Source organism: Sorangium sp. So ce281, assembly GCF_051527395.1.
Lineage (GTDB): Bacteria > Myxococcota_A > Polyangia > Polyangiales > Polyangiaceae > Sorangium > Sorangium cellulosum_B.
In genome coordinates, this window is the sequence record NZ_CP150322.1 from 5,068,817 (window position 1) to 5,087,126 (window position 18,310).

General features: G+C 71.5%; 12 protein-coding genes and 1 tRNA gene. 7 read left to right on the top strand and 6 right to left on the bottom strand.

Translation table 11 applies throughout. The features are described from left to right. Position 1 precedes the first annotated feature (1 nt). Positions 2 to 781, top strand: coding sequence for a hypothetical protein (locus WMF27_RS19225; protein WP_437767435.1), 780 nt, complete (start codon positions 2 to 4; stop codon positions 779 to 781). Positions 782 to 1,007: 226 nt separating this feature from the next. Next, positions 1,008 to 2,147 (top strand): pseudouridine synthase, encoded by a 1,140-nt coding sequence (locus WMF27_RS19230; protein ID WP_437767434.1) that lies wholly within the window; start codon positions 1,008 to 1,010, stop codon positions 2,145 to 2,147. Here the strand turns inward: WMF27_RS19230 and WMF27_RS19235 are convergent. After that, positions 2,059 to 3,222: an AAA family ATPase gene (locus WMF27_RS19235; RefSeq protein WP_012236471.1), complete on the bottom strand. Its 1,164-nt coding sequence runs from the start codon at positions 3,220 to 3,222 to the stop codon at positions 2,059 to 2,061. The genes WMF27_RS19230 and WMF27_RS19235 overlap by 89 nt on opposite strands. 187 nt (positions 3,223 to 3,409) lie before the next feature. After that, positions 3,410 to 3,484: transfer RNA gene (locus tag WMF27_RS19240), tRNA-Gly, on the bottom strand. Positions 3,485 to 3,896: 412 nt separating this feature from the next. On the opposite strand from WMF27_RS19240, the gene WMF27_RS19245 reads away from it, so the two are divergent. Continuing rightward, positions 3,897 to 5,126, top strand: coding sequence for an FHA domain-containing protein (locus tag WMF27_RS19245; protein ID WP_437301585.1), 1,230 nt, complete (start codon positions 3,897 to 3,899; stop codon positions 5,124 to 5,126). A 112-nt stretch (positions 5,127 to 5,238) separates the two neighbouring features. On the opposite strand, the gene amrB is transcribed toward WMF27_RS19245, so the two are convergent. Further along, positions 5,239 to 6,507: an AmmeMemoRadiSam system protein B gene (gene amrB, locus WMF27_RS19250; protein ID WP_437767433.1), complete on the bottom strand. Its 1,269-nt coding sequence runs from the start codon at positions 6,505 to 6,507 to the stop codon at positions 5,239 to 5,241. A gap of 303 nt (positions 6,508 to 6,810) precedes the next feature. On the opposite strand from amrB, the gene WMF27_RS19255 reads away from it, so the two are divergent. Then, positions 6,811 to 7,413 carry a YkgJ family cysteine cluster protein gene (locus WMF27_RS19255; protein ID WP_437767432.1) on the top strand — a complete coding sequence of 201 codons (603 nt, stop codon included), beginning with the start codon at positions 6,811 to 6,813 and terminating at the stop codon, positions 7,411 to 7,413. Between the two features lie 10 nt (positions 7,414 to 7,423). Here the strand turns inward: WMF27_RS19255 and WMF27_RS19260 are convergent, their stop codons facing one another. Continuing rightward, entirely contained in the window at positions 7,424 to 9,598 is a 2,175-nt protein-coding gene (locus WMF27_RS19260) for a RelA/SpoT family protein (RefSeq protein ID WP_437767431.1), read from the bottom strand. Between the two features lie 269 nt (positions 9,599 to 9,867). Here WMF27_RS19260 and hemW point away from each other — a divergent pair, with 269 nt between their 5' ends. Together hemW and WMF27_RS19270 are read left to right on the top strand one after the other, a co-directional pair. After that, entirely contained in the window at positions 9,868 to 11,115 is a 1,248-nt protein-coding gene (hemW, locus tag WMF27_RS19265) for a radical SAM family heme chaperone HemW (RefSeq protein WP_437767430.1), read from the top strand. 72 nt (positions 11,116 to 11,187) lie between these two features. Next, a complete protein-coding gene (locus WMF27_RS19270) occupies positions 11,188 to 12,129 on the top strand; it encodes a pyridoxal-phosphate dependent enzyme (RefSeq protein WP_437767429.1) in 942 nt (313 codons plus the stop codon). Positions 12,130 to 12,259: 130 nt separating this feature from the next. On the opposite strand, the gene WMF27_RS19275 is transcribed toward WMF27_RS19270, so the two are convergent. Both WMF27_RS19275 and WMF27_RS19280 read right to left on the bottom strand, forming a co-directional pair. Then, positions 12,260 to 13,030, bottom strand: a complete 771-nt coding sequence (locus WMF27_RS19275; RefSeq protein ID WP_437767428.1) for a carbon-nitrogen hydrolase family protein — start codon at positions 13,028 to 13,030, stop codon at positions 12,260 to 12,262. Between the two features lie 103 nt (positions 13,031 to 13,133). After that, on the bottom strand, positions 13,134 to 13,580 hold the full coding sequence (locus WMF27_RS19280) for a response regulator (RefSeq protein ID WP_012236479.1): 447 nt from the start codon (positions 13,578 to 13,580) through the stop codon (positions 13,134 to 13,136). A gap of 258 nt (positions 13,581 to 13,838) precedes the next feature. Here WMF27_RS19280 and WMF27_RS19285 point away from each other — a divergent pair, with 258 nt between their 5' ends. Next, a complete protein-coding gene (locus tag WMF27_RS19285; protein ID WP_437767427.1) occupies positions 13,839 to 18,257 on the top strand; it encodes a protein kinase domain-containing protein in 4,419 nt (1,472 codons plus the stop codon). Positions 18,258 to 18,310 lie beyond the last annotated feature (53 nt).

Consider the following 18,310-nt stretch of genomic DNA (forward strand, 5'->3'; position numbering starts at 1 on the left):
CATGAGGAGACAAGCGCTCATCGCGCTGGCCACGCTCAGCCTGCTCGCCGCGGCGTGCGGCTCGGATCCAGGGTTCGAAGGCGCGAAGGCGCCGAGGGTCGAGGCGGCTCGCAACGCCGACGGCAGCATCGACGATCGCTCGATGTGCGACTGGAAGGGCAAAGAAGATCGCGAGACGAGCGAGACCGCCGGGCCAGGCGCGATCCAGCCCAACGTGAGGCGCGTCTGGCAGATCGTGGGCACCGGCGAGGACCGCCAGAGGGCGCTCGTCTGCCGCGAGATCGACACCAACTTCGACGGGGTGAAGGACGTCGTCCGCAAGTACAACGACAAGGGCGAGAGCCTTCACGAGGAGTCCGACTCGAACTACGACGGCCGGATCGACACATGGCTCACGTTCGCCGGCGGAAGGCTGGCCGAGGTGAAGGTCGACTCCGATCACGACGGCAACCCCGACGAGTGGAAGTACTACAGCGGCGGCAAGCTCGCGCGCATCAAGCGCGACACGAACCGCGACGGCAAGCCGGATGTCTGGGAGATCTACCGCATGGGGCGGCTCGAGCGGATGGGCGTGGACATCGACGCCGACGAGCGGGTCGATCGGTGGGATCACGACAACGAGCTGAAGCGCCGCATCGAGGACGACGAGCGCAAGAAGGAAGAGGAGGCCACCGCTGCAGCCGCGAAGAAGGCTGCGGACGATCAAGCGGCCGCGGACGAGGCAAACGAGGCCGTGGGCGACAGCGGGAGCGCGGCGCCCTCCAGCGACAAGAAAAAATAGAGCGCGCCTCCTTCGAGCCGAGGTGGGGTCAAATTCGCCCCCTGCCCTGACGGCGCGAGCGCGCCCAGGTGCTCGTGCCGCCACAGGCGTTCGCCAGGGCAGGCGCGCCGGCGTCGGCCTCGGATCCCAGCAGCGTACCGCCCAGGTCGGTCGACGCGGCGCGAGGGGCGTGCTTATCAGTGCCGTCGGCCGACACCATCGCGTCGGCGTAGGGCCCGAGCACACCATGGAAGAACGTCTGCAGAAGATCATCGCGCGCGCCGGCGTCGCCTCGCGCCGCGCATCGGAGGAGCTCATCCTCGCCGGGCGGGTGCGCGTGAACGGACGCGTCGTGACCGAGCTCGGCTTGAAGGCCGACCGGCAAAAGGACCGCATCGAGGTCGACGGCAAGCGCCTCGTCTCCGAGGCGCCGGTCTATGTCGCGCTGCACAAGCCGCGGAACGTCGTCTCGACGCTGCGCGATCCCGAGGGGCGCCCGACGGTCGCCGACCACGTGCGCGGCACGGGCGCGCGGCTCTACCCCGTGGGTCGGCTCGACTTCGCGACGAGCGGCATCCTCCTCATGACGAACGACGGCGACTTCGCCAACGCGCTGCTCCATCCGCGCGGCGGCGTGCCGAAGACCTACGTCCTGAAGGTCCAGGGCGTCATGAGCGACGACGATCTCACGCCGTGGCGCGAAGGGATCCGCCTCGAGGATGGCGTCACGCTGCCGGCCGAGGCGCGGCGGCTCCGCCACGAGGGCGACAAGACGTGGCTCGAGGTGACCCTCCGCGAGGGCCGCAACCAGCAGATCCGGCGCATGGGCGAGGCGACCGGCTGGCCCGTGATGCGCCTGGCCCGGACGACGTTCGCCGGCGTGAGCTCGGAAGGCCTCCGGCCGGGAGAGTGGCGCGCCTTGACGGTGGACGAGCTCCTCCACATCCGCGAGGCGTTCGGCGTGCCCAAGCGGATCCGCGGCGCGAGGATGGGCGCGTCGTCGGGTCCGGTCGACCACCGCCGCACGGCCAGCTCGGCCCGGTCAGGCGCGAAGGCGTCACCTCGGCCTACACAGGAAGCCACTGGTGCTGCCGCGCGCAGCCGGGGACCGGCGCAGCCGAGGGGCCGCTCCAGGGCCAACGCCGTCGCCCCGAGCGCACCTGGTCAGGGCCCGGCCGGGCGGATGGCTCGCTCCAGGACCGACGCCGCTCCGAGCACGCCCGCCCGGAGCCCGGCAGGGCGGACGGCTCGCTCCAGGACGGACGCCGCCGCGCCGGCGACGCCCGGACCGGGCGCCGCTAGATCTGCGCGAAGCGTCCGCTCCGAAACGAAGCCTCGAGCAGCTGAGACACGCGCGCCTCGAGCTCGCGGGCGCGAGCGTCGTTGATGCCGGCGAGCGCCTGTTTGATCTCGCCGAGCGCCTTCAGCTGACTGAACAGCTGGACGTCGCCGAGCGAGGCGCCGCCCGTGAGGATCTGCCGGATCCGATCGATCTCCGCGGCGAGCGCCTCCACGCCGACGCCGAGCGCGCCGACGCGGCGGCGATCCGGGTGCTCGCGAAAGAAGGCCTCGAGCACCGGCTGCACGATGCCCTCGAGGATCGCCGCCTGATCCTGGTTGTTCCAGATGTGCTTGAGCACGAAGAAGTCGCTCGCGTCGGTCGTCTGGCGGCCATCGAGGTAAGCGCTCGCCGCGAAGAGCTTGAGCATCTTCACGACACGACGATCCGAGAGCGATATCCCTTCGGCGCGGATCTGGAACACCAGCCCCTTGTAGGCCGATAGGAACGCATCGCCGAAGTTCATCCGCGCGCCGAACCCTCGGCCGAGCTCGGCCAGCTCGCGCGCCGCGACGAGCGGGCGAAGCGGCTCGCCGGCCATGTGCCGGATCTCCTGCTGGATGCCGCGCTGGAGCAGCTCGCTGAAGTGGTAGGCGTCGAGGTTGTCGGACTGCACCCGCAGGAGGAAGCGGTCGAAGATCGCGGTCAGCGTCTCGTCGCCGGGCACCTCGTTCGAGGCAGCGAAGACGCTGATGAGCGGGCAGCGGAGCACCTGGCCGCCGCTCGCGAACTTGCGCTCGTTCAGCAGCGTGAGCAGCGCGTTCAGGATGGCGCTGTTCGACTTGAAGACCTCGTCGAGGAAGACGATCTCCGCCTCGGGGAGCATCCCCGAGGTGTTCCGGCGGTAGACGCCCTCGCGAAAAGCACCGATGTCGACCGGGCCGAAGATCTCGTTCGGCTCGGTGAAGCGCGTGAGCAGGTACTCGAAGTACCGCGCCTGCATCAGCTCGGCGAGCGTGCGGATGAGCGCGCTCTTCGCGGTCCCCGGCGGGCCGAGGAGCACGCAGTGCTCGCCCGCGACGACCGCGATCATGAGCAGGCGGATGATCTCGTCCTTGCCTAGGAACTGCCGCTCGAGGCTATGGGCAAGCAGGCGCAGGCGCTCGTGGAGCGGAGCGGACATGAGGCGAATCCTCGTATCACAGGCCCGCCGCCTGGCGCACCGTTCGGCGCATCGCCCTGTGCGTTCCCACGACGCCGGCGCGCCGAGCGGTTGAGCAAAACGTTGAGCGAAACGTTGAACAAAACACAGAGGCCGGTGGGTCACACCGGCCTCGCAGGGTCTGCTCGCTGCCGCAGAGCCTATGTCGTGGAGCGGGAGACGGGATTTGAACCCGCGACGTCAACCTTGGCAAGGTTGCACTCTACCACTGAGTTACTCCCGCAGATGTCAATCACTTAATTCAGGAAACCACTTCTAATGGCGTTTGTCAGAAAAATCCTGATTCGCGCCGGGTCATCACCGGAGGTTCGCTCCGTCGATGCGTGGCGGATGAGTACCAATCGGCGTGGTGGGAGTCAAGCTCTCAACAACAAAACCTCAAAACTTCCGTCGCCGGCAGGTTGCACGGCCGCTCTGGTCGAGTATTGTGTGGCCATTGCGAGCGAGGGGGCTCGCCAAGCAGCACCGTGAACGGTGCCGCTCACAAAAGCCTTCGCGTTCGCGACAGCGGCACCGTGTGGGGGGCTCTTACATCATAAGGGTGCCCGCCACTCGGCGCGCTCTTGGTTGGCCTGGGTCGACCAGGCAGGTCCTTTGGACTTGGGGGGAGCATGAACGAACAGACTGCTTTGCGAGTGGACGTTGCGGAGACAACGGCGCCGGTCCTCCAGAAAGAGTACCGGTCCGGAGTCCACGCCAAGCGACAGGATGACGACGGCGGGTGGGGGCTCGTCCTGATCGGGCTCGACGCTCCGCCGCGGATCGTGAGCCTCATGGACGGCGCCGTGATCGGCAGCGCCGCGCGCGACGGGCGCATCGAGGGCCACGGGATCGCGCCGGAGCACGCGAAGATCAGCGTGCGTTCGGACGGTTGCTACATCGAGGACATGGACACCCACGACGGCACGTGGGTGAACGGCGTCCGCGCCCGGCGCATCGGCGTGATGCACGGCGACGTGGTTCGCCTCGGGCATCAGCTCGGGGTCTTCGTCGAGCGGCACCTCGCGCTGTACGACGGCGCGCCGTCTCGGCTCGGGCCGCTGGTGTTCGGCTCGAAGCAGCGCAAGGACTGGATCGACCCGGTGATGAAGCTCGTGCAGTCGGGCTCCAGCGTCTGCATCGAGGGCGCGCCCGGGGTCGGGAAGCGGACGCTGGCCCGCCTCGCCGCAGCGGTGCGCGAGGGCCTGGGTGAGACGCTGGTCGTCGACGGCAGCGCCGAGACGAAGCCGGCCATTCCGCCGGGCGCGCGACCGATGACATGGCTCGTCCTCGACGCCGATCGCCTGCCGCGCCCGCAGCAGCTGGAGATCGCGCACTCGGTCGGTCGCTCGAACGGCGTCAGCATCATCGCGACGACCGGACAGCCGCTCGACCGTGCCGCCGGCGACGGGCGCGTCGCGCCGTGGTTCGCTTCGCTCTTCTCCGGCAAGCGGATCACGATCCCGACGCTCGAGATGCGGCGCGAGGACGTGCCGCTCATCGTGCGCGACATCGCGGAGCGCAACGCGATCGGCCTCGACCGCTTCACCCCGCAGCTCCTGGAGGCGCTCGTCCGCGCCGGCTGGCCGGGCGGCGTGCCGCAGCTCGAGTCGGCCATCGTGACCGCAGCCCAGGCTGCGCCGGACGGTCCGCTCTCCGTCACGCCGATCGCGGGATCGCTCGCGCGCGGCCCGCGGGTGAAGCCGAACCTCCCGCCCGCGACGGATCCTTCGCTCGCGCGCGCCCGCCTCGAGGACGCCCTCGCCCGGGCCAACGGCTCCGTCGCGTCGGCTGCGCGTGCCCTGGGCATGTCACGGCAGGCGATCTACCGTGAGGCCGACCGGCTCGGCCTCGACATCGCGCGCCGCAGGGTCCCGCGCGGCTGAGTGACGCCCGTTTCATGCCCGGGAGCCTCGCGACGCGCCAGCGCAGGGGGCTCTCGGCGCGCTCGATGACGCAGCGCCGGCGCGCGCTCGGCGGACGTTCCGGCGCGGATCTTCAACCGTAGAATCCGAGAGACGTATGGCTGACGATCGATCCCTCCTCGGGGTCGACGCACTGCTCGTAGTGCAGCATCTCGCCGCGCGACGACGGCGGGAGCGCGCGGAGCAACGTGTAGATGGGGCCGAGGCCGCAGACGCGACGGCTGGCGAGGTCCCGAGCGACGTCGACGAAGAAGCCCGGCGCGTCGATCGACGTCGCGCGCTCGATCGAGGCGAGATCGCGGTCGCGCAGCGCCGTCCGCTGCCGCTCGTCCAGGGGCGCGGGATCACCGAAGCGCGGGCCGACGTGGGCGAGGTCCGCTCCTGCGATGACGAGGACGCGACCGGGGCGCTTCGCCAGGGCGTCGCGGAGCGCCCGCAGGAACGACTCGGCGCCATCGTCTTGCGCGGGGTCGCGACGCCGCGCCTGACACTCCGAGAGGCCGCAGAGGATGGGTACGATCGACGCCGCGCGGCCGCCGAGGAGGTGCCGCACAAACACGGCCTGAAACTCGATCGAGTGCTCGTTCTTGTGCAGGTACTGGTCCTCGCGCACGTCGAAGCGGCTCGCCGCCGCGAGCTCCGCGATCATCTCTCGATCCGGGTCGAGAGGACCGAGCGGCGTCGCGAACGTCTTCTCGCAGACGGCGTACGGACGGCGCATCGCGGCGTGCGATGTCCCGAGCAGAACGAACGTGTCGACCTGCTCGAGCCCTGGACCTGCCAGCGCCTGCTCCAGCGCGGCATAGGCATGCCCGTAGCCCGCCGCGGCGCGCCAGAGATCCATGTGCGGCGCGCAGAGCCCGACCATGCGCGCTGGCGCGCTTTGCGGCGCCGCAGCGCGCGTCGCTCCGCCCTGCGGCCGCGCGATCTGGAGGCACTTTCGCTCGATGAAGTCGGCGAGCTTCCGTCGATCGCCGTGGTACGCGCCGCCCGCGTGCGCGGCCGCCCGGATCGGCGCCGCGTCGAACGATTGCACGACGCTCCGCCGGCGCGCGTGGAATCGCGGGCTGTCGAGCATCCAGGCGCGTTCCAGCTCGTCGGCCAGCTGCGACACGTGGGCGGCGTCCACGGGCTGGCCCGCCGACCGGGCGGCGTCACGCGCGATCTCGTCGATCGATCGCCTCCCGTCGAAGCGCGCGAGCACGGCGGCGCTCGCGGCGGGAACGACGACCGGAGACGGCGCGATGCCCTCGGTGTCGCGCAGCATCAACGCGCGGCCATGGCGCTCATCCTGGATGACGACGATCTCGAGGGCTCGAAGCTTCGGGTGCAGCACCGGCATCCAGCGCGAGGATAGCGCGTGCGCGCTCGCCGCCCAGCGCGCGGCCTCGCGCGTCCGGGAACAGCGCCGACGCCCCCGCGGTCGCAGCGGCAGCTCGCTCCAGAACGGACGGCGCTGGTGCCCTGCGTCAGAGCGCCCGTCAGGATGGTGGATTGCTGCTTCGCAGCAGCGCTGCGTGGCACTAGGGTCGCGGCCTGAAGCTCCGCCCTGCTCTGCCCCCTCCCCATCCCCTCCCCTTCCATCGCGGTCGCTTCGGGCTGGCAGTACGTCACGTCGGATCACCACGAGAGCGCCTCCGAACGAATGCGTCGAACCACGCCCCTCGATCCACCCGTCCGTGAAGCCGATCTGCTCACCGAGCTCTCGGCCGTGTACCGCGAGGCGGAGGAGGTCTTCAGCGGCTGGACGTGCGAGGCCTCGACCGAGTGCTGTCGGTTCGGGATCACGGGCCGCGAACCGTACGTGACGTCCGTCGAGCTCGCCGCCGTCCGGCGCGCGATCGCGGCTCGCGGGGGCCGCCGAGCGCTCGAGGGGATCGTGCGAGCGAGCGGGGCGGGAGCGCCCGAGCCGGGAGCGTCCGCCGGCGGCCCGAGCCGGCGACGCGCGCTGCCGCAGGCGTCGGAGCGGCGATGCCCGATGCTCACCGACGCCGGCCGCTGCGCGATCTACGCCGCGAGGCCCCTCGGGTGCCGCACGTTCTTCTGTGATCGCGCCTCCGCTGGATCCCCGGTCCGCCACCACGACGTGACCCGGCTCGTCCGCAAGGTGCAGGAGATCGCCGCGCGGCACGAGCCGGGGGGCGACCTCGGCCGTCCGCTCACCCGCGCCCTGGCGGAGGCTGGACCGAGCGCCGCGGGCGCGCCGCCCAGGACGAGCACCGCGGCGCGCGCTCGCCGTGGCCGCTGAGGCCCGCCGCTCAGGTCCGCTCGACGGCCATCACGCCGGGGATCCGCTGCAGCCGCCGGATCACGCTCTTCAGCTGCGCGAGGTCGGCGCACAGGAACGTGAACGTGTTCATCGCCCGACCGTCGTCGCCCGCGCGACAGGTCGCCTCGCTGATGTTGATGCCCTGCTCGTGGAACGTGTGGCCGACCGTCGCGAGGATGCCCGGCCGGTTCGCCGTCATCACCTTGATCTGCACGGGGCGGTTGATCTTCGCGCGCGAGTCCCAGGAGATCTCCACGCGGCGCTCCGGGTCCGTGTCGAACGCCTTGGCGCAGTTGCGGCGGTGGACGGTGATGCCGCGGCCGCGCGTGATGAAGCCGACGATCTCGTCGCCTGGGAGCGGGTTACAGCACTTCGTGTAGCGGACGAGGACGTCGTCGATGCCGTTCAGCCGGATGCCATGGCTGTCGCGCCCGGTGACCTTGCGGACGAGCGACTCGATGCGCCCCTCCTTGATCGACTCGGGCGGCGGGGTCGGCGTGCCCTTCTCGTTCTCCTTGGGCGTGGGCGCGAGGAACTCGCACACCGCCCGGACGCTCACCTTGCCATAGCCGACCGCGATGAAGAGCTCGTCCGCCGAGGTGACCCCGAAGCGCTCCATGACCTTTCGCAGCTCGCCCTCGTGCTTCGTGAGGCGACTCAGGCTCATGCTGCGCTGGTGCATCTCCTTCTCGAGGAGCTCACGACCGAGCTTGAGCGACTTCTCCCTCTGCTCCGTGCGCAGGAAGTTGCGGATCTTCGAGCGTGCGCGGCTGGTCGAGACGTAATCGAGCCAGTCCTTCGAAGGGTGCTGGCTCGGGTTGGTCATCACCTCCACCACGTCGCCGTTCCGGAGCTTCGATCGGAGCGGGACGATGGCGCCGTTGACCCGCGCCCCGGAGCAGTGCTCGCCGACCTGCGTGTGGATCGCGTACGCGAAGTCGATGGGCGTCGAGCCGCGGGGGAAGACGCGCACGTCGCCCTTCGGCGTGAAGACGTACACCTCGTCCTGGAACAGGTCGACCTTGACGCTCTCCAGGAACTCGGCCGGATCCTTGAGCTCCTTCTGGAACTCCATCAGCTGGCGGAGCCAGCCGAACCGCGCGGCGTCCTTCGGGTCGATGCCGCCGGAGTTGTTCTCCTTGTACTTCCAGTGCGCCGCGATGCCCTGCTCCGCGACGCGGTGCATCTCATGGGTGCGGATCTGGATCTCGATCCGCTCGCGCCCGGGTCCGATGACCGTCGTGTGCAGCGACTGGTACATGTTCGGCTTGGGCAGCGCGACGTAGTCCTTGAAGCGGCCGGGGACCGGGGTCCACTGCGAGTGGATCACGCCGAGCGTCGCGTAGCAGTCGGCCACCGACTCGACGAGGACGCGGAACGCGATGACGTCATAGACCTGGTCGAAATCGCACTGCTGCGCCTGCATCTTGCGCCAGATCGAGTAGAGGTGCTTCGCTCGGCCGGTGACGTCGACCGCGAAGCCCTGCTCCGCGAGCTTGCCCGCGAGCACCTTCGAGACCTCGTGGATGTACTTGTCCCGCTCCTTCGCGGTCGTCTTGACCTTCTGCGAGAGGTCCGACCAGGCTTCCGGCTCGATGTACCTGAACGACAGGTCCTCGAGCTCGCTCTTGAAGCGCGCGATGCCGAGGCGGTTCGCGAGCGGCGCGTAGATCTCCATCGTCTCCCGGGCGATCCGGTCCTGCGCCTCGGGCTTCATGAACTCGAGCGTCCGCATGTTGTCGAGGCGGTCGCACAGCTTCACGAGGAGCACGCGGATGTCCCGCGCCATCGCCACCAGCATCTTGCGGAAGTTCTCGGCTTGCCGATCTTCCTTGGAAGCGAAGTTGATCTTCGAGAGCTTCGTCACGCCGTCGACGAGGAACGCCACCTCCTGGCCGAAGCTGTTCTCGATGTCGGTGGTCGTCGCGAGCGTGTCCTCGACGACATCGTGCAAGAGCCCGGCGCAGACGCTCGCCGTGTCCAGCTTGAGCTCGGTGATGATCGCGGCGACGCTCGCCGGGTGGGAAAAGTAAGGGTCACCGCTCTTGCGGGTCTGCCCCTTGTGAGCATCAGAGCTGTAGGCGTAGGCCCGGGCGATGAGATCGACGTCTGCAGCCGGCTGATAGGTCCGGACGCGATCGACAAGCTCCGTCAACGTCAGCATGAAGAGTTCGGTGGGCGCAATGCGCCCCCTCCCTTTCGCACGCTAACACCGCGATCTAGACCTCGCAATTGTGTCACCATGCGCGACGCGCGCGCGCGCGCGGAGTAAGGCGCCCAGGCGCGTTGCCCGGCGCAGGGCACGCGCGCTCCGCCGCGCGTCCTCGTCGCCATCCACGCCATCCACGCCATCCACGTCGTCCTCTTCCGCATCTCGGTTCATCTAGGAGTTTCCGCTTCGCCCGCTTGCGGGTCGAATGTTGTCGCGGATTCATGAAAACCATGGAGCCGATCACCGTCTACGTCCACTTCCCCTGGTGCCTCAAGAAGTGTCCCTACTGCGACTTCGTGTCTTTCGCGAAGGCGCGGGAGGCGATCGACCACCGCGGCTATGCCGACGCCGTGCTGGCCGAGCTCCGGAAGCGGGAGGATGTGCTGGGCGAGCGCGAGCTCCAGAGCATCTTCTTCGGCGGCGGGACGCCATCCCTCTGGGAGCCGGACGAGATGGGCAGGGTGCTGTCGGCCATCACCGCGGCCGCCCGCCGGCGCTCGCCGGACCTCGAGGTGACCGTGGAGTGCAACCCGACCTCGCTCGATGAGCAGCGGGCCCGAGCGTTCCGAGCGATCGGAGTGAACCGGCTCAGCATCGGAGTTCAGGGCCTCGACGTCGAGCGCCTCCGGTTCCTCGGGCGCCTGCACGACCCAGACGGCGGGCTCGGCGCGCTCTCGGCGGCGCTCCGATCCGGGATGCCGCGCGTGAGCGGCGATCTCATCTACGGTGTCGCGGTCGGAACGGTCGAGGCGGCGCGGGAGCAACGCCCCGAGCACGCCGCCGCCGAGGCGCGCGCCGTGGCCTCGACGGGGGTGACCCATGTCTCGGCGTACAGCCTGACGGTCGAGCCCGGCACCTCGTTCGGAGAGCTCGCGCGGCGCGGTCGCCTGCCGCTCGCCGGAGACGATGGCGTCGCGGACACGTTCTTCGCCATCGACGAGGCCCTCGAGGCCGAGGGGCTCGCCCATTACGAGGTGTCGAACTACGCGAGGCCGGGTCACGAGGCGCGCCACAACCTGGGTTACTGGCAAGGCATCGACTACGTCGGCCTCGGGTGCGCCGCCTACGGGACGGTGTCGCGCCCGGATCCGCGCTGGGGCCTGCGCTCGGCCGGCGCGGAGGGCCATGATGGAGAAGCGTCCGCGGTCCGGTACCGGAACATCGTGAGTCCGGAACGGTACATGGCTGCGATGGCCGAGGGCGGCGAGGCGATCGCCGTGGAGAGCGAGGAGCGGCTCGACCCGGAGACGCGGCTGTCCGAGCGGATCATGCTCGGGCTGCGGCTGCGCGAGGGGCTCGATCTCGAGGCCGCCGCGGCGGCGCTCGGGGTGCCGGCGTGGCCGCCCTCGCGGCGGCGGGCCGCGGAGCGGCTGGAGCGCGCCGGCCGCCTGGAGGTGGCCGGCGGGCGGGTCCGCGTCCCGCGAGCCGCCTGGGTCTTCGCCGACGGCATCGCGGCCGACCTGTTCTGAAGCAGCGCCGCGAGGACGTCACGTGGGCGCGCGGTGGACGCCGGGCCGGGAGCGCGCTCCGATGAGCGCCCCATGAGCCGTTCGCCTACCGTCGAGGACATCCGCGGCGCCGCCGCGCGCATCGCGCCCCACGCCCATGTGACGCCCGTCATGACCAGCCGCACGATCGACGGCATCGCGGGAGCGCGCGTCTTCTTCAAGTGCGAGAACCTGCAGCGGGTCGGGGCGTTCAAATTCCGCGGCGCGTGCAACGCGGTCCTGTCCCTCTCGGACGAGGAGGCGCGGCGCGGCGTCGCGACCCACTCCTCGGGCAACCACGCCGCCGCGCTCGCGCTCGCGGCCCGCATCCGCGGCGTCGCCGCGTATGTCGTCATGCCCGAGACCGCGCCCGCCGTGAAGCGCGCCGCCGTGGAGGGCTACGGCGCCCGGGTCGTGAGCTGCGCCCCCACGCTCCGCTCGCGCGAGGAGACGATCGCCCGCGTGATCTCCGAGACAGGCGCGATCTTCGTCCATCCTTACAACGACCCGCGCATCATCGCCGGCCAGGGCACGGCCGCGCTGGAGCTCGCGGCCCAGGTGGACGATCTCGACGCCGTGGTCGCGCCCGTGGGCGGCGGCGGGCTGCTCTCCGGGACCGCCATCGCCACCGGCGCGCTGTCGCGCGCGCGCACGATCGGCGCCGAGCCCGAGGCCGCGGACGACGCGGCGCGATCGATGCGCGAAGGGAGGATCGTCCCCTCGAACGACCCGGTCACGATCGCCGACGGCCTTCGCGCATCGCTGGGCGAGCTCACCTTCGCGGTCCTGCGCGAGCGCGGGGTCGAGATCGTCACCGTGAGCGAAGACGACATCGCCAAGGCGATGCGCGTCGTCTGGGAGCGGATGAAGCTCGTCATCGAGCCGAGCGCGGCCGTCCCGGTGGCGGCGGTCCTGCGGCGCTTGGTCCAGGGGGCGCGGATCGGCGTCATCGTGAGCGGAGGCAACGTCGATTTGACCCGGCTCCCGTTCACCTGAGCGCGATCGCGGGAGCCACGCCGGCGCCCGGCCTCGCCGCGCCCGCGCGGGGAAGCTCGACCTTCACCCGAGCGCGATCGAGCGCTCGAGCCTACCGGCGAGGGCGCGCTGGCGCTCCCCGCGCCCACGCTCACGTGCCGCGCCGCTCTCGCGCGAAGCGCAAGGCGGCGCGTACAGCGCTCGGCCCCGGGCCGGGCGGCGCCGCAGCGACCGATCGCCCTTGCGCGTCGAGGATGCGCGAGCCCCCCTGGCCGTCGAGCGCAGGGCGGGAGGGCCCCCAGTTGGCGTTCACGATCGCGATGCGATGGCGCCGGGCGAGCACGGGCAGGAGATCGGCGCGCATGTCCCCTTCCCCGGGCGAGTCGACCCACGCCGTGGGGAAGAGCAGCAGATCGGCCTCATCGAGCGCATCGCCCGCGTCCTCGGAGAGGAAGTGAACATCGAAGCAGATCGCGACGGTGATCTTGACGCCGCGCAGCTCGAGGACCGGCGTCCCGAGATCCCCGGGCGCCGCCCAGCGCTCCGGGAACCACGGATGACGCTTGCGGTACTGGCCCACGCGCCGTCCGTCGCCGTCGAAGACGAGCAAGCTGTTGTAAATGCGGCCCCCGCTCGCCTCGACGAGGGGGCCGGCCAGCGCGATCCCGTGCCTTCGCGCGAGCCCGGCGAGCCGCTCCGCCGACTCCCCGTCGATCGGCTCCGCGAAGCGGCGCAGATCGCTGTCGCCCCGCGGGGAGACATAGCCCGTGAGGATGAGCTCGGACAGCAGCACCAGGTCTGCCCCCGCGAGCGCTGGCGAGCCGAGGAGGCCGTCGATCTCGGCAAGCGCGCCCGCTCGGTCGCCGAAGCGCTGCGGCAGCTCGAGCGCGACCACGTCGAGGGAGCGATCGCTCAAGGACACCACCGGACGCCCCCGCGCCGCGAGCACGCTCCCGCGCCGCCCGCGGGCGATCCGTTCGCATCGCCCCGGACGGCGCACGGCGAAGCCACGGGGCGCCTTCGGCTCAGCGGTGGTTCCGCGCGACCTGGAGCTGGTGGAGGCTCACCGCCAGGTCGACCTGGCGGCGAAGATCCGAGGCGATCCAGGGCTTCGTGATGATCCGGAAAGCCGCGCTCTCCCGGGAGATCTTCTGGATCTGCTCGACGTCCGTCGGGGCGCAGACCAGCACCGGGACGTAGCTCAGCCCCTGCCGGCGCAGCTCGCGCAGCAGCGCGAGCCCGCTGAAATGAGGCATCCGGTAGTCGGCGACGACCACGGCGGGCGGCTCCTTCACCGCGGCCGCCAGCGCGCGGCGAGGGTCCCCGAAGGTGCGGACCTGGTAGCCGGAGCGGAGCGCCCGATCCATGAGGTCCAGGTTGAGCTCCTCATCGTCGACGGCGTAAAGGAGGGCTCCTTGGCCCCGACCACTCGAAGGTGGCGGCATGCTGCCGGAGTGCGGGGCATTGCCCATCAAGCGCGAGGGTATCAGACCTCGTTCTCCTGCACCACGCGCTCAAGCCGAGGCGATCTGGTTGCCTGCATCACGCTCAGCGAAGGGCAGCCAGGCGCGCGACACAGCGGGAAGGCCGGCAGATGTGGGCGCCGCTTCGCTCCGGCGCCCTGTCTCGCGTCGCTTCAGCGGGACTCGTGGCGCCGCGAGCGATCAACCTGGACCGGCAGCGGCGTTCACGATCCACTCCGGCGGCGTTCGGCGGTAAGAGATCAGGGGATGCCCGCTCGCGATGGATTGCTCGAGGTCGGCGCGCTCGTGGACGGCCGGTATCAGGTGCTCGGCCACCTCGGGAGCGGCGGCCATAGCGTCGTCTACGATGCGCGCCAGATCGTGACCACCCAGCGCGTGGCGCTCAAGCTGCTTCGGCCCGAGGTGCTGCGGCGCTCGCGCGAGTCGAGCTCCCAGGAAGCGCGCTTCGAGCGGGAGATGCAGGTCATCGCCCAGCTGAGCCACCCGAACATCGTTCGCCTGCTCGACGCCGGGCGCCTGCCCGAGGGCGAGCTCTACCTGGCGCTCGAGTACGTCGACGGCGAGACGCTGACCGCGCGCTGCCAGCGCACGAGGGGGGTCGAGCCGAACGAGGCGAAGCGGCTGATGCTGCAGGTGCTCGACGCCATCGGCTTCGCCCACGAGCGCGGCGTCGTTCACCGCGACCTCAAGCCGCACAACATCATGGTCGCCGGGACGGGCAAACGGACGCACGCCAAGGTGCTGGATTTCGGCATCGCCGCGCTCATCGGCGAGGCCCGCTCCGCCGACTACCGCGCGCTCACCCCCACCGGGGAGTTCAACGGGACCCCGGCCTACATGGCCCCGGAGCAGCTCGTGCAGTCCACCCCGACCACAGCGGCGGACATCTATGCATGGGGGCTCACCTTTCTCGAGTGCCTGATCGGCGCGCCCGTGATGCACGAGGCGACGATCGCCGAGGTCATCTTCCGGCAGCTGAGCCCCGAGCCGGTGCCGATCCCCCGCGCCCTCCGCGGCCACCCCCTCGGCGCGCTGCTCGAGCAAGCGACCGCCAAGTCGCCGGCGCACCGCTTCCGGTCCGCCCGCGACGCCTACGAGCTGCTGGAGGAGTGCGACGTGTCGGGGATCCCGTGGCCGCTGCCGTCCGATCCTGGGCACGCCGCCTCGCTGAAGGAGCGCGGCGGCGCCCTGGCGCAGCGGGCGATCGCCACGCGACCGGCGCGGCAGCTCGAAGCCGAGCAGGAGACCCAGCTCGTGCCCTCCGAGCAGCCGCCGGGCACGGTGCGCAAATCCCCCGAGCAGCAGCGGCAGGACGAGCGGCTCGGCGCCGCGCCGACGCTCGCGATCCCAGGCCGCAATGTCGCGCCCGCCGCGGCGCCGGCGAGGCCGATCCGCAACGCGTCGATCCACCTCGGCGCCTCGGAGAGCCCGCCGACGGCGCCGACGACGAGCTTCACGTCCCGCCCCAGCGTCGCGCCCGGGACGCGGCCGGTGTCCACCACCGGCCGCGGCGAGCGCCGCCAGCTCACCGTGCTGGTCTGCGGGCTCGCCGGCGCCGAGCGCATCGCGGACACGGTCGACAGCGAGGCGTTCCACGAGCTCGTCCAGATGTACCAGGCGGTGTGCGCTCAGGTGATCGGCGCGCAGGAGGGGGTGTTCCTCCGCTCCCCGGGCGAAGAGACGATCGCGTATTTCGGCCACCCCGTCGCGCGGGAGGACGACGCCCTCCGCGCCGTGCAGGCGGCGCTCGATCTGGTCGAGCACATGTCCCGCCTGAACGCGCGCGAGCTCGTGTCCGTGCCGCTGTCCGTGCAGGTCGGCGTGCACACCGGGATCGTCGTCGTGGCGGACAGCGACGCCGCGCCATCGCTCGCAGGCCCGACCTTGAACGCCGCGACGCAGCTGAAGGCCCACGCGGAGCCGGGCACGGTGCTCGTGAGCCGCGCGACGCTGAAGCTCGTCGAGGGCTATTACCACGTGGACGCGCTCGGCGAGATCAGCCCGAAGGAGGCGCGCCAGCCGATCGAGGTCTTCGCGGTGCACGGGCGCACGACCGCGCGGGACCGGCTGGACGCGAGGATGCAGCACGGGCTCACGCCGCTCGTCGGGAGAGACAGCGAGCTCGACGAGATCGCGGCCCGGTGGACGCGGGCCGCGGGCGGCGCGGGACAGGTCGTGCTGATGACGGGCGAGGCGGGGATCGGCAAGTCGCGGAGCGTGCGCGCGTTCCGCGACCGGCTGGCCGGGACGCCGCACCTGTGGCTCGAGGCGCGCTGCTCGCCGCAGCTCCAGAACAGCGCCTTCTATCCGGTGATCGAGCTGCTCAACGCGCTGCTCGCGGGCGATCGCGAGCGCGCGAGCACGCTGAGCGGCGCCGCGCCGCCGACGGAGCGCGGCGCGGGGCTCGAGCCGCGCGAAGACCGGCTCGCGCGGCTGGAGAAGCTGCTCGCCGAGGCGGAGGCGGGGCCGCTCGCCGTGCCGCTGCTCGCCGCGCTGCTGTCGATCCCGACCGAGGGACGCCACCCCATGCCGGCGCTCACCCCGCAGCGCCAGCGGCAGGAGACCATCTCCTCGCTCCTGCAGCTCTTCCTCGGGCTCGCCGATCGGCAGCCGCTCGTGCTCACGGCCGAGGACCTGCACTGGGCCGACCCGTCGACCCTGGAGCTGCTCGGCCGGCTCATCGACGAGGGGCGGCCGTCTCCGCTGCTGCTGCTCCTGACCGCGCGCCCGACGTTCGCGCCGCCGTGGCCGGTGCGTTCGCACTTCACCCAGATCTACCTCGCCCCGCTCAGCGCCGAGCGGATGCGGGCGCTCGTCCAGCAGCTGGCCGGCAAATACGCGACGAGCGGCGCGCCGGGCATGAAGGCGTCGCTGCCAGACGAGGTGATCCGGACGCTCGCGGAGCGCAGCGATGGCGTCCCGCTGTTCGCCGAGGAGCTCACGCGCATGGTGGTCGAGTCGGCCGCCGCGCAGGCCGCCGCAGAGGAGTCGACCGGCGCGCCGAGCGCCGCGCGCCAGGCGGTGGGCGCGCCCGAGATCCCGACCACCCTCCAGCACTCGCTGATGTCGCGCCTCGATCGCCTGGGCCCTGCCAAGGAGGTCGCGCAGCTCGCCGCGGTGTTCGGCCGATCGTTCGGCTACGAGGCGCTCGAGCTGTGCGCGGCGGGCAGCGCGGGCGCGGAGCCGCTGCTCATGGCGTCGAGCCCCGAGTCGCTGCGCGAGGCGCTCGCGCAGCTCGTCGACGCCGAGCTGCTCTTCCAGCGGGGGCGCCCCCCGCGCTCGACGTACACGTTCAAGCACGCGCTGGTGCAGGACGCCGCCTACCAGTCGCTGCTCCGCAGCACCCGGCAGGTGTACCACGCGCGCATCGCCGCCGTCCTCGCCGAGCGCTCCACGGACACGCCGCCCGAGCTGCTCGCGCGGCACTACACCGAGGCCGCGCTGCTCGGCCCCGCCGTCGCGGCGTGGCAGCGCGCGGGCGAGGCCTCGCTGTTCTCGTCCGCGCACGCCGAGGCGATCAGCCAGCTCAGCCGCGGGCTGGAGCTCCTCAAGCAGCTCCCGGAGACCAGCGAGCGGACGCGCGACGAGATCACGCTGCAGACCACGCTCGGCGTCCCGCTGATGATCACGCGCGGCTACGCCGCCCCGGAGGTCGAGGCGACGTATGCGCGCGCGCACGCGCTCTGCCGCGAGGCGGGCTCCTCGCCGCAGCTCTTCCCCGCGCTGTGGGGGCTCTGGATCTTCTTCCACGTCCGCGGCGACTACGCGCTGGCGGAGCAGCACGGCGAGCAGCTGCTCGCGCTCGCCGAGAGCACGGGCGACGCCGGCATCACGCTGGGCGCCCACCAGGCGCTCGGCGCGACGCGCTTCCTCCGAGGGCACCTCCGCAAGGCCCGCGAGCACTTCAACAAGGTGCTCGCGCTCTACGATCCCGCGCGCCACCTGCCGCTCGCCTTCCTCTTCGGCCAGGACGCCGCGGCGTTCTCCCTGTCTCACCTCGCCTGGATCGCGTTCCACCTCGGCGAGCCGGAGCGCGCCAGGGCCTCGGTCGACGAGGCGATCGCGCTGTGCGACGAGCTGAACCAGCCCGTGAGCCGCGGCTTCGTCGAGCACTTCGCGGCCGTGCTGTGCTGCCTGCTCGGCGATCTCGCGGGCGCGGAGGCGCACGCGCACGCGCTCGGCAAGCTCTCCGAGGAGGTGGGCATGCCCCACTGGGCGGCGCTCAGCCAGATCGACCTCGGCTGGGCGACGGCGGCGCGCGCGGCCGAGGGGCCGGCCGGCGAGGCGGCGCGCGCGCGGTATGCCGAGGGCGCCGCGCGCATCCGTGGAGGCCTGGCGATGCTGACGGGCGTCGGCAGCCGCGTGTCGCTCACCTACTGGCGGTCAGCGCTCATCGAGGCGGAGCTCGGCGCGGGCAACGTCGACGAGGCGAGCGCGCTGCTCGCCGACACGCTGGCCTTCGTCGAGAAGAGCGACGAACGCTACTTCGAGCCAGAGCTCTACCGCCTCGAGGGCGAGATCGCCCTCGTGCGCGGCGCGCCGACGGCCGCGGAGGCGCGAGATCGGGCCGAGGCGGCCTTCCGGCGCGGGCGCGAGATCGCGGAGGGTCAGGGCGCGCTCGGCCTTCTGGCGCAGCTCTCCGCGCGCCGCGCGGCCGGCCCCTGAGCGGAGCGCGGCGCGCTGGAAGAGTAAGAAGCGGCGCGCGCGGCGCGTCCGGC

Coding starts and splice junctions, on each gene's coding strand:
- WMF27_RS19225 (WP_437767435.1), top strand. CDS start 2: ATGAGGAGACAAGCGCTCATCGCGCTGGCCACGCTCAGCCTGCTCGCC.
- WMF27_RS19230 (WP_437767434.1), top strand. CDS start 1,008: ATGGAAGAACGTCTGCAGAAGATCATCGCGCGCGCCGGCGTCGCCTCG.
- WMF27_RS19235 (WP_012236471.1), bottom strand. CDS start 3,222: ATGTCCGCTCCGCTCCACGAGCGCCTGCGCCTGCTTGCCCATAGCCTC.
- amrB (WP_437767433.1), bottom strand. CDS start 6,507: ATGCCGGTGCTGCACCCGAAGCTTCGAGCCCTCGAGATCGTCGTCATC.
- WMF27_RS19255 (WP_437767432.1), top strand. CDS start 6,811: ATGCGTCGAACCACGCCCCTCGATCCACCCGTCCGTGAAGCCGATCTG.
- WMF27_RS19260 (WP_437767431.1), bottom strand. CDS start 9,598: ATGCTGACGTTGACGGAGCTTGTCGATCGCGTCCGGACCTATCAGCCG.
- hemW (WP_437767430.1), top strand. CDS start 9,868: ATGAAAACCATGGAGCCGATCACCGTCTACGTCCACTTCCCCTGGTGC.
- WMF27_RS19270 (WP_437767429.1), top strand. CDS start 11,188: ATGAGCCGTTCGCCTACCGTCGAGGACATCCGCGGCGCCGCCGCGCGC.
- WMF27_RS19280 (WP_012236479.1), bottom strand. CDS start 13,580: ATGGGCAATGCCCCGCACTCCGGCAGCATGCCGCCACCTTCGAGTGGT.
- WMF27_RS19285 (WP_437767427.1), top strand. CDS start 13,839: ATGCCCGCTCGCGATGGATTGCTCGAGGTCGGCGCGCTCGTGGACGGC.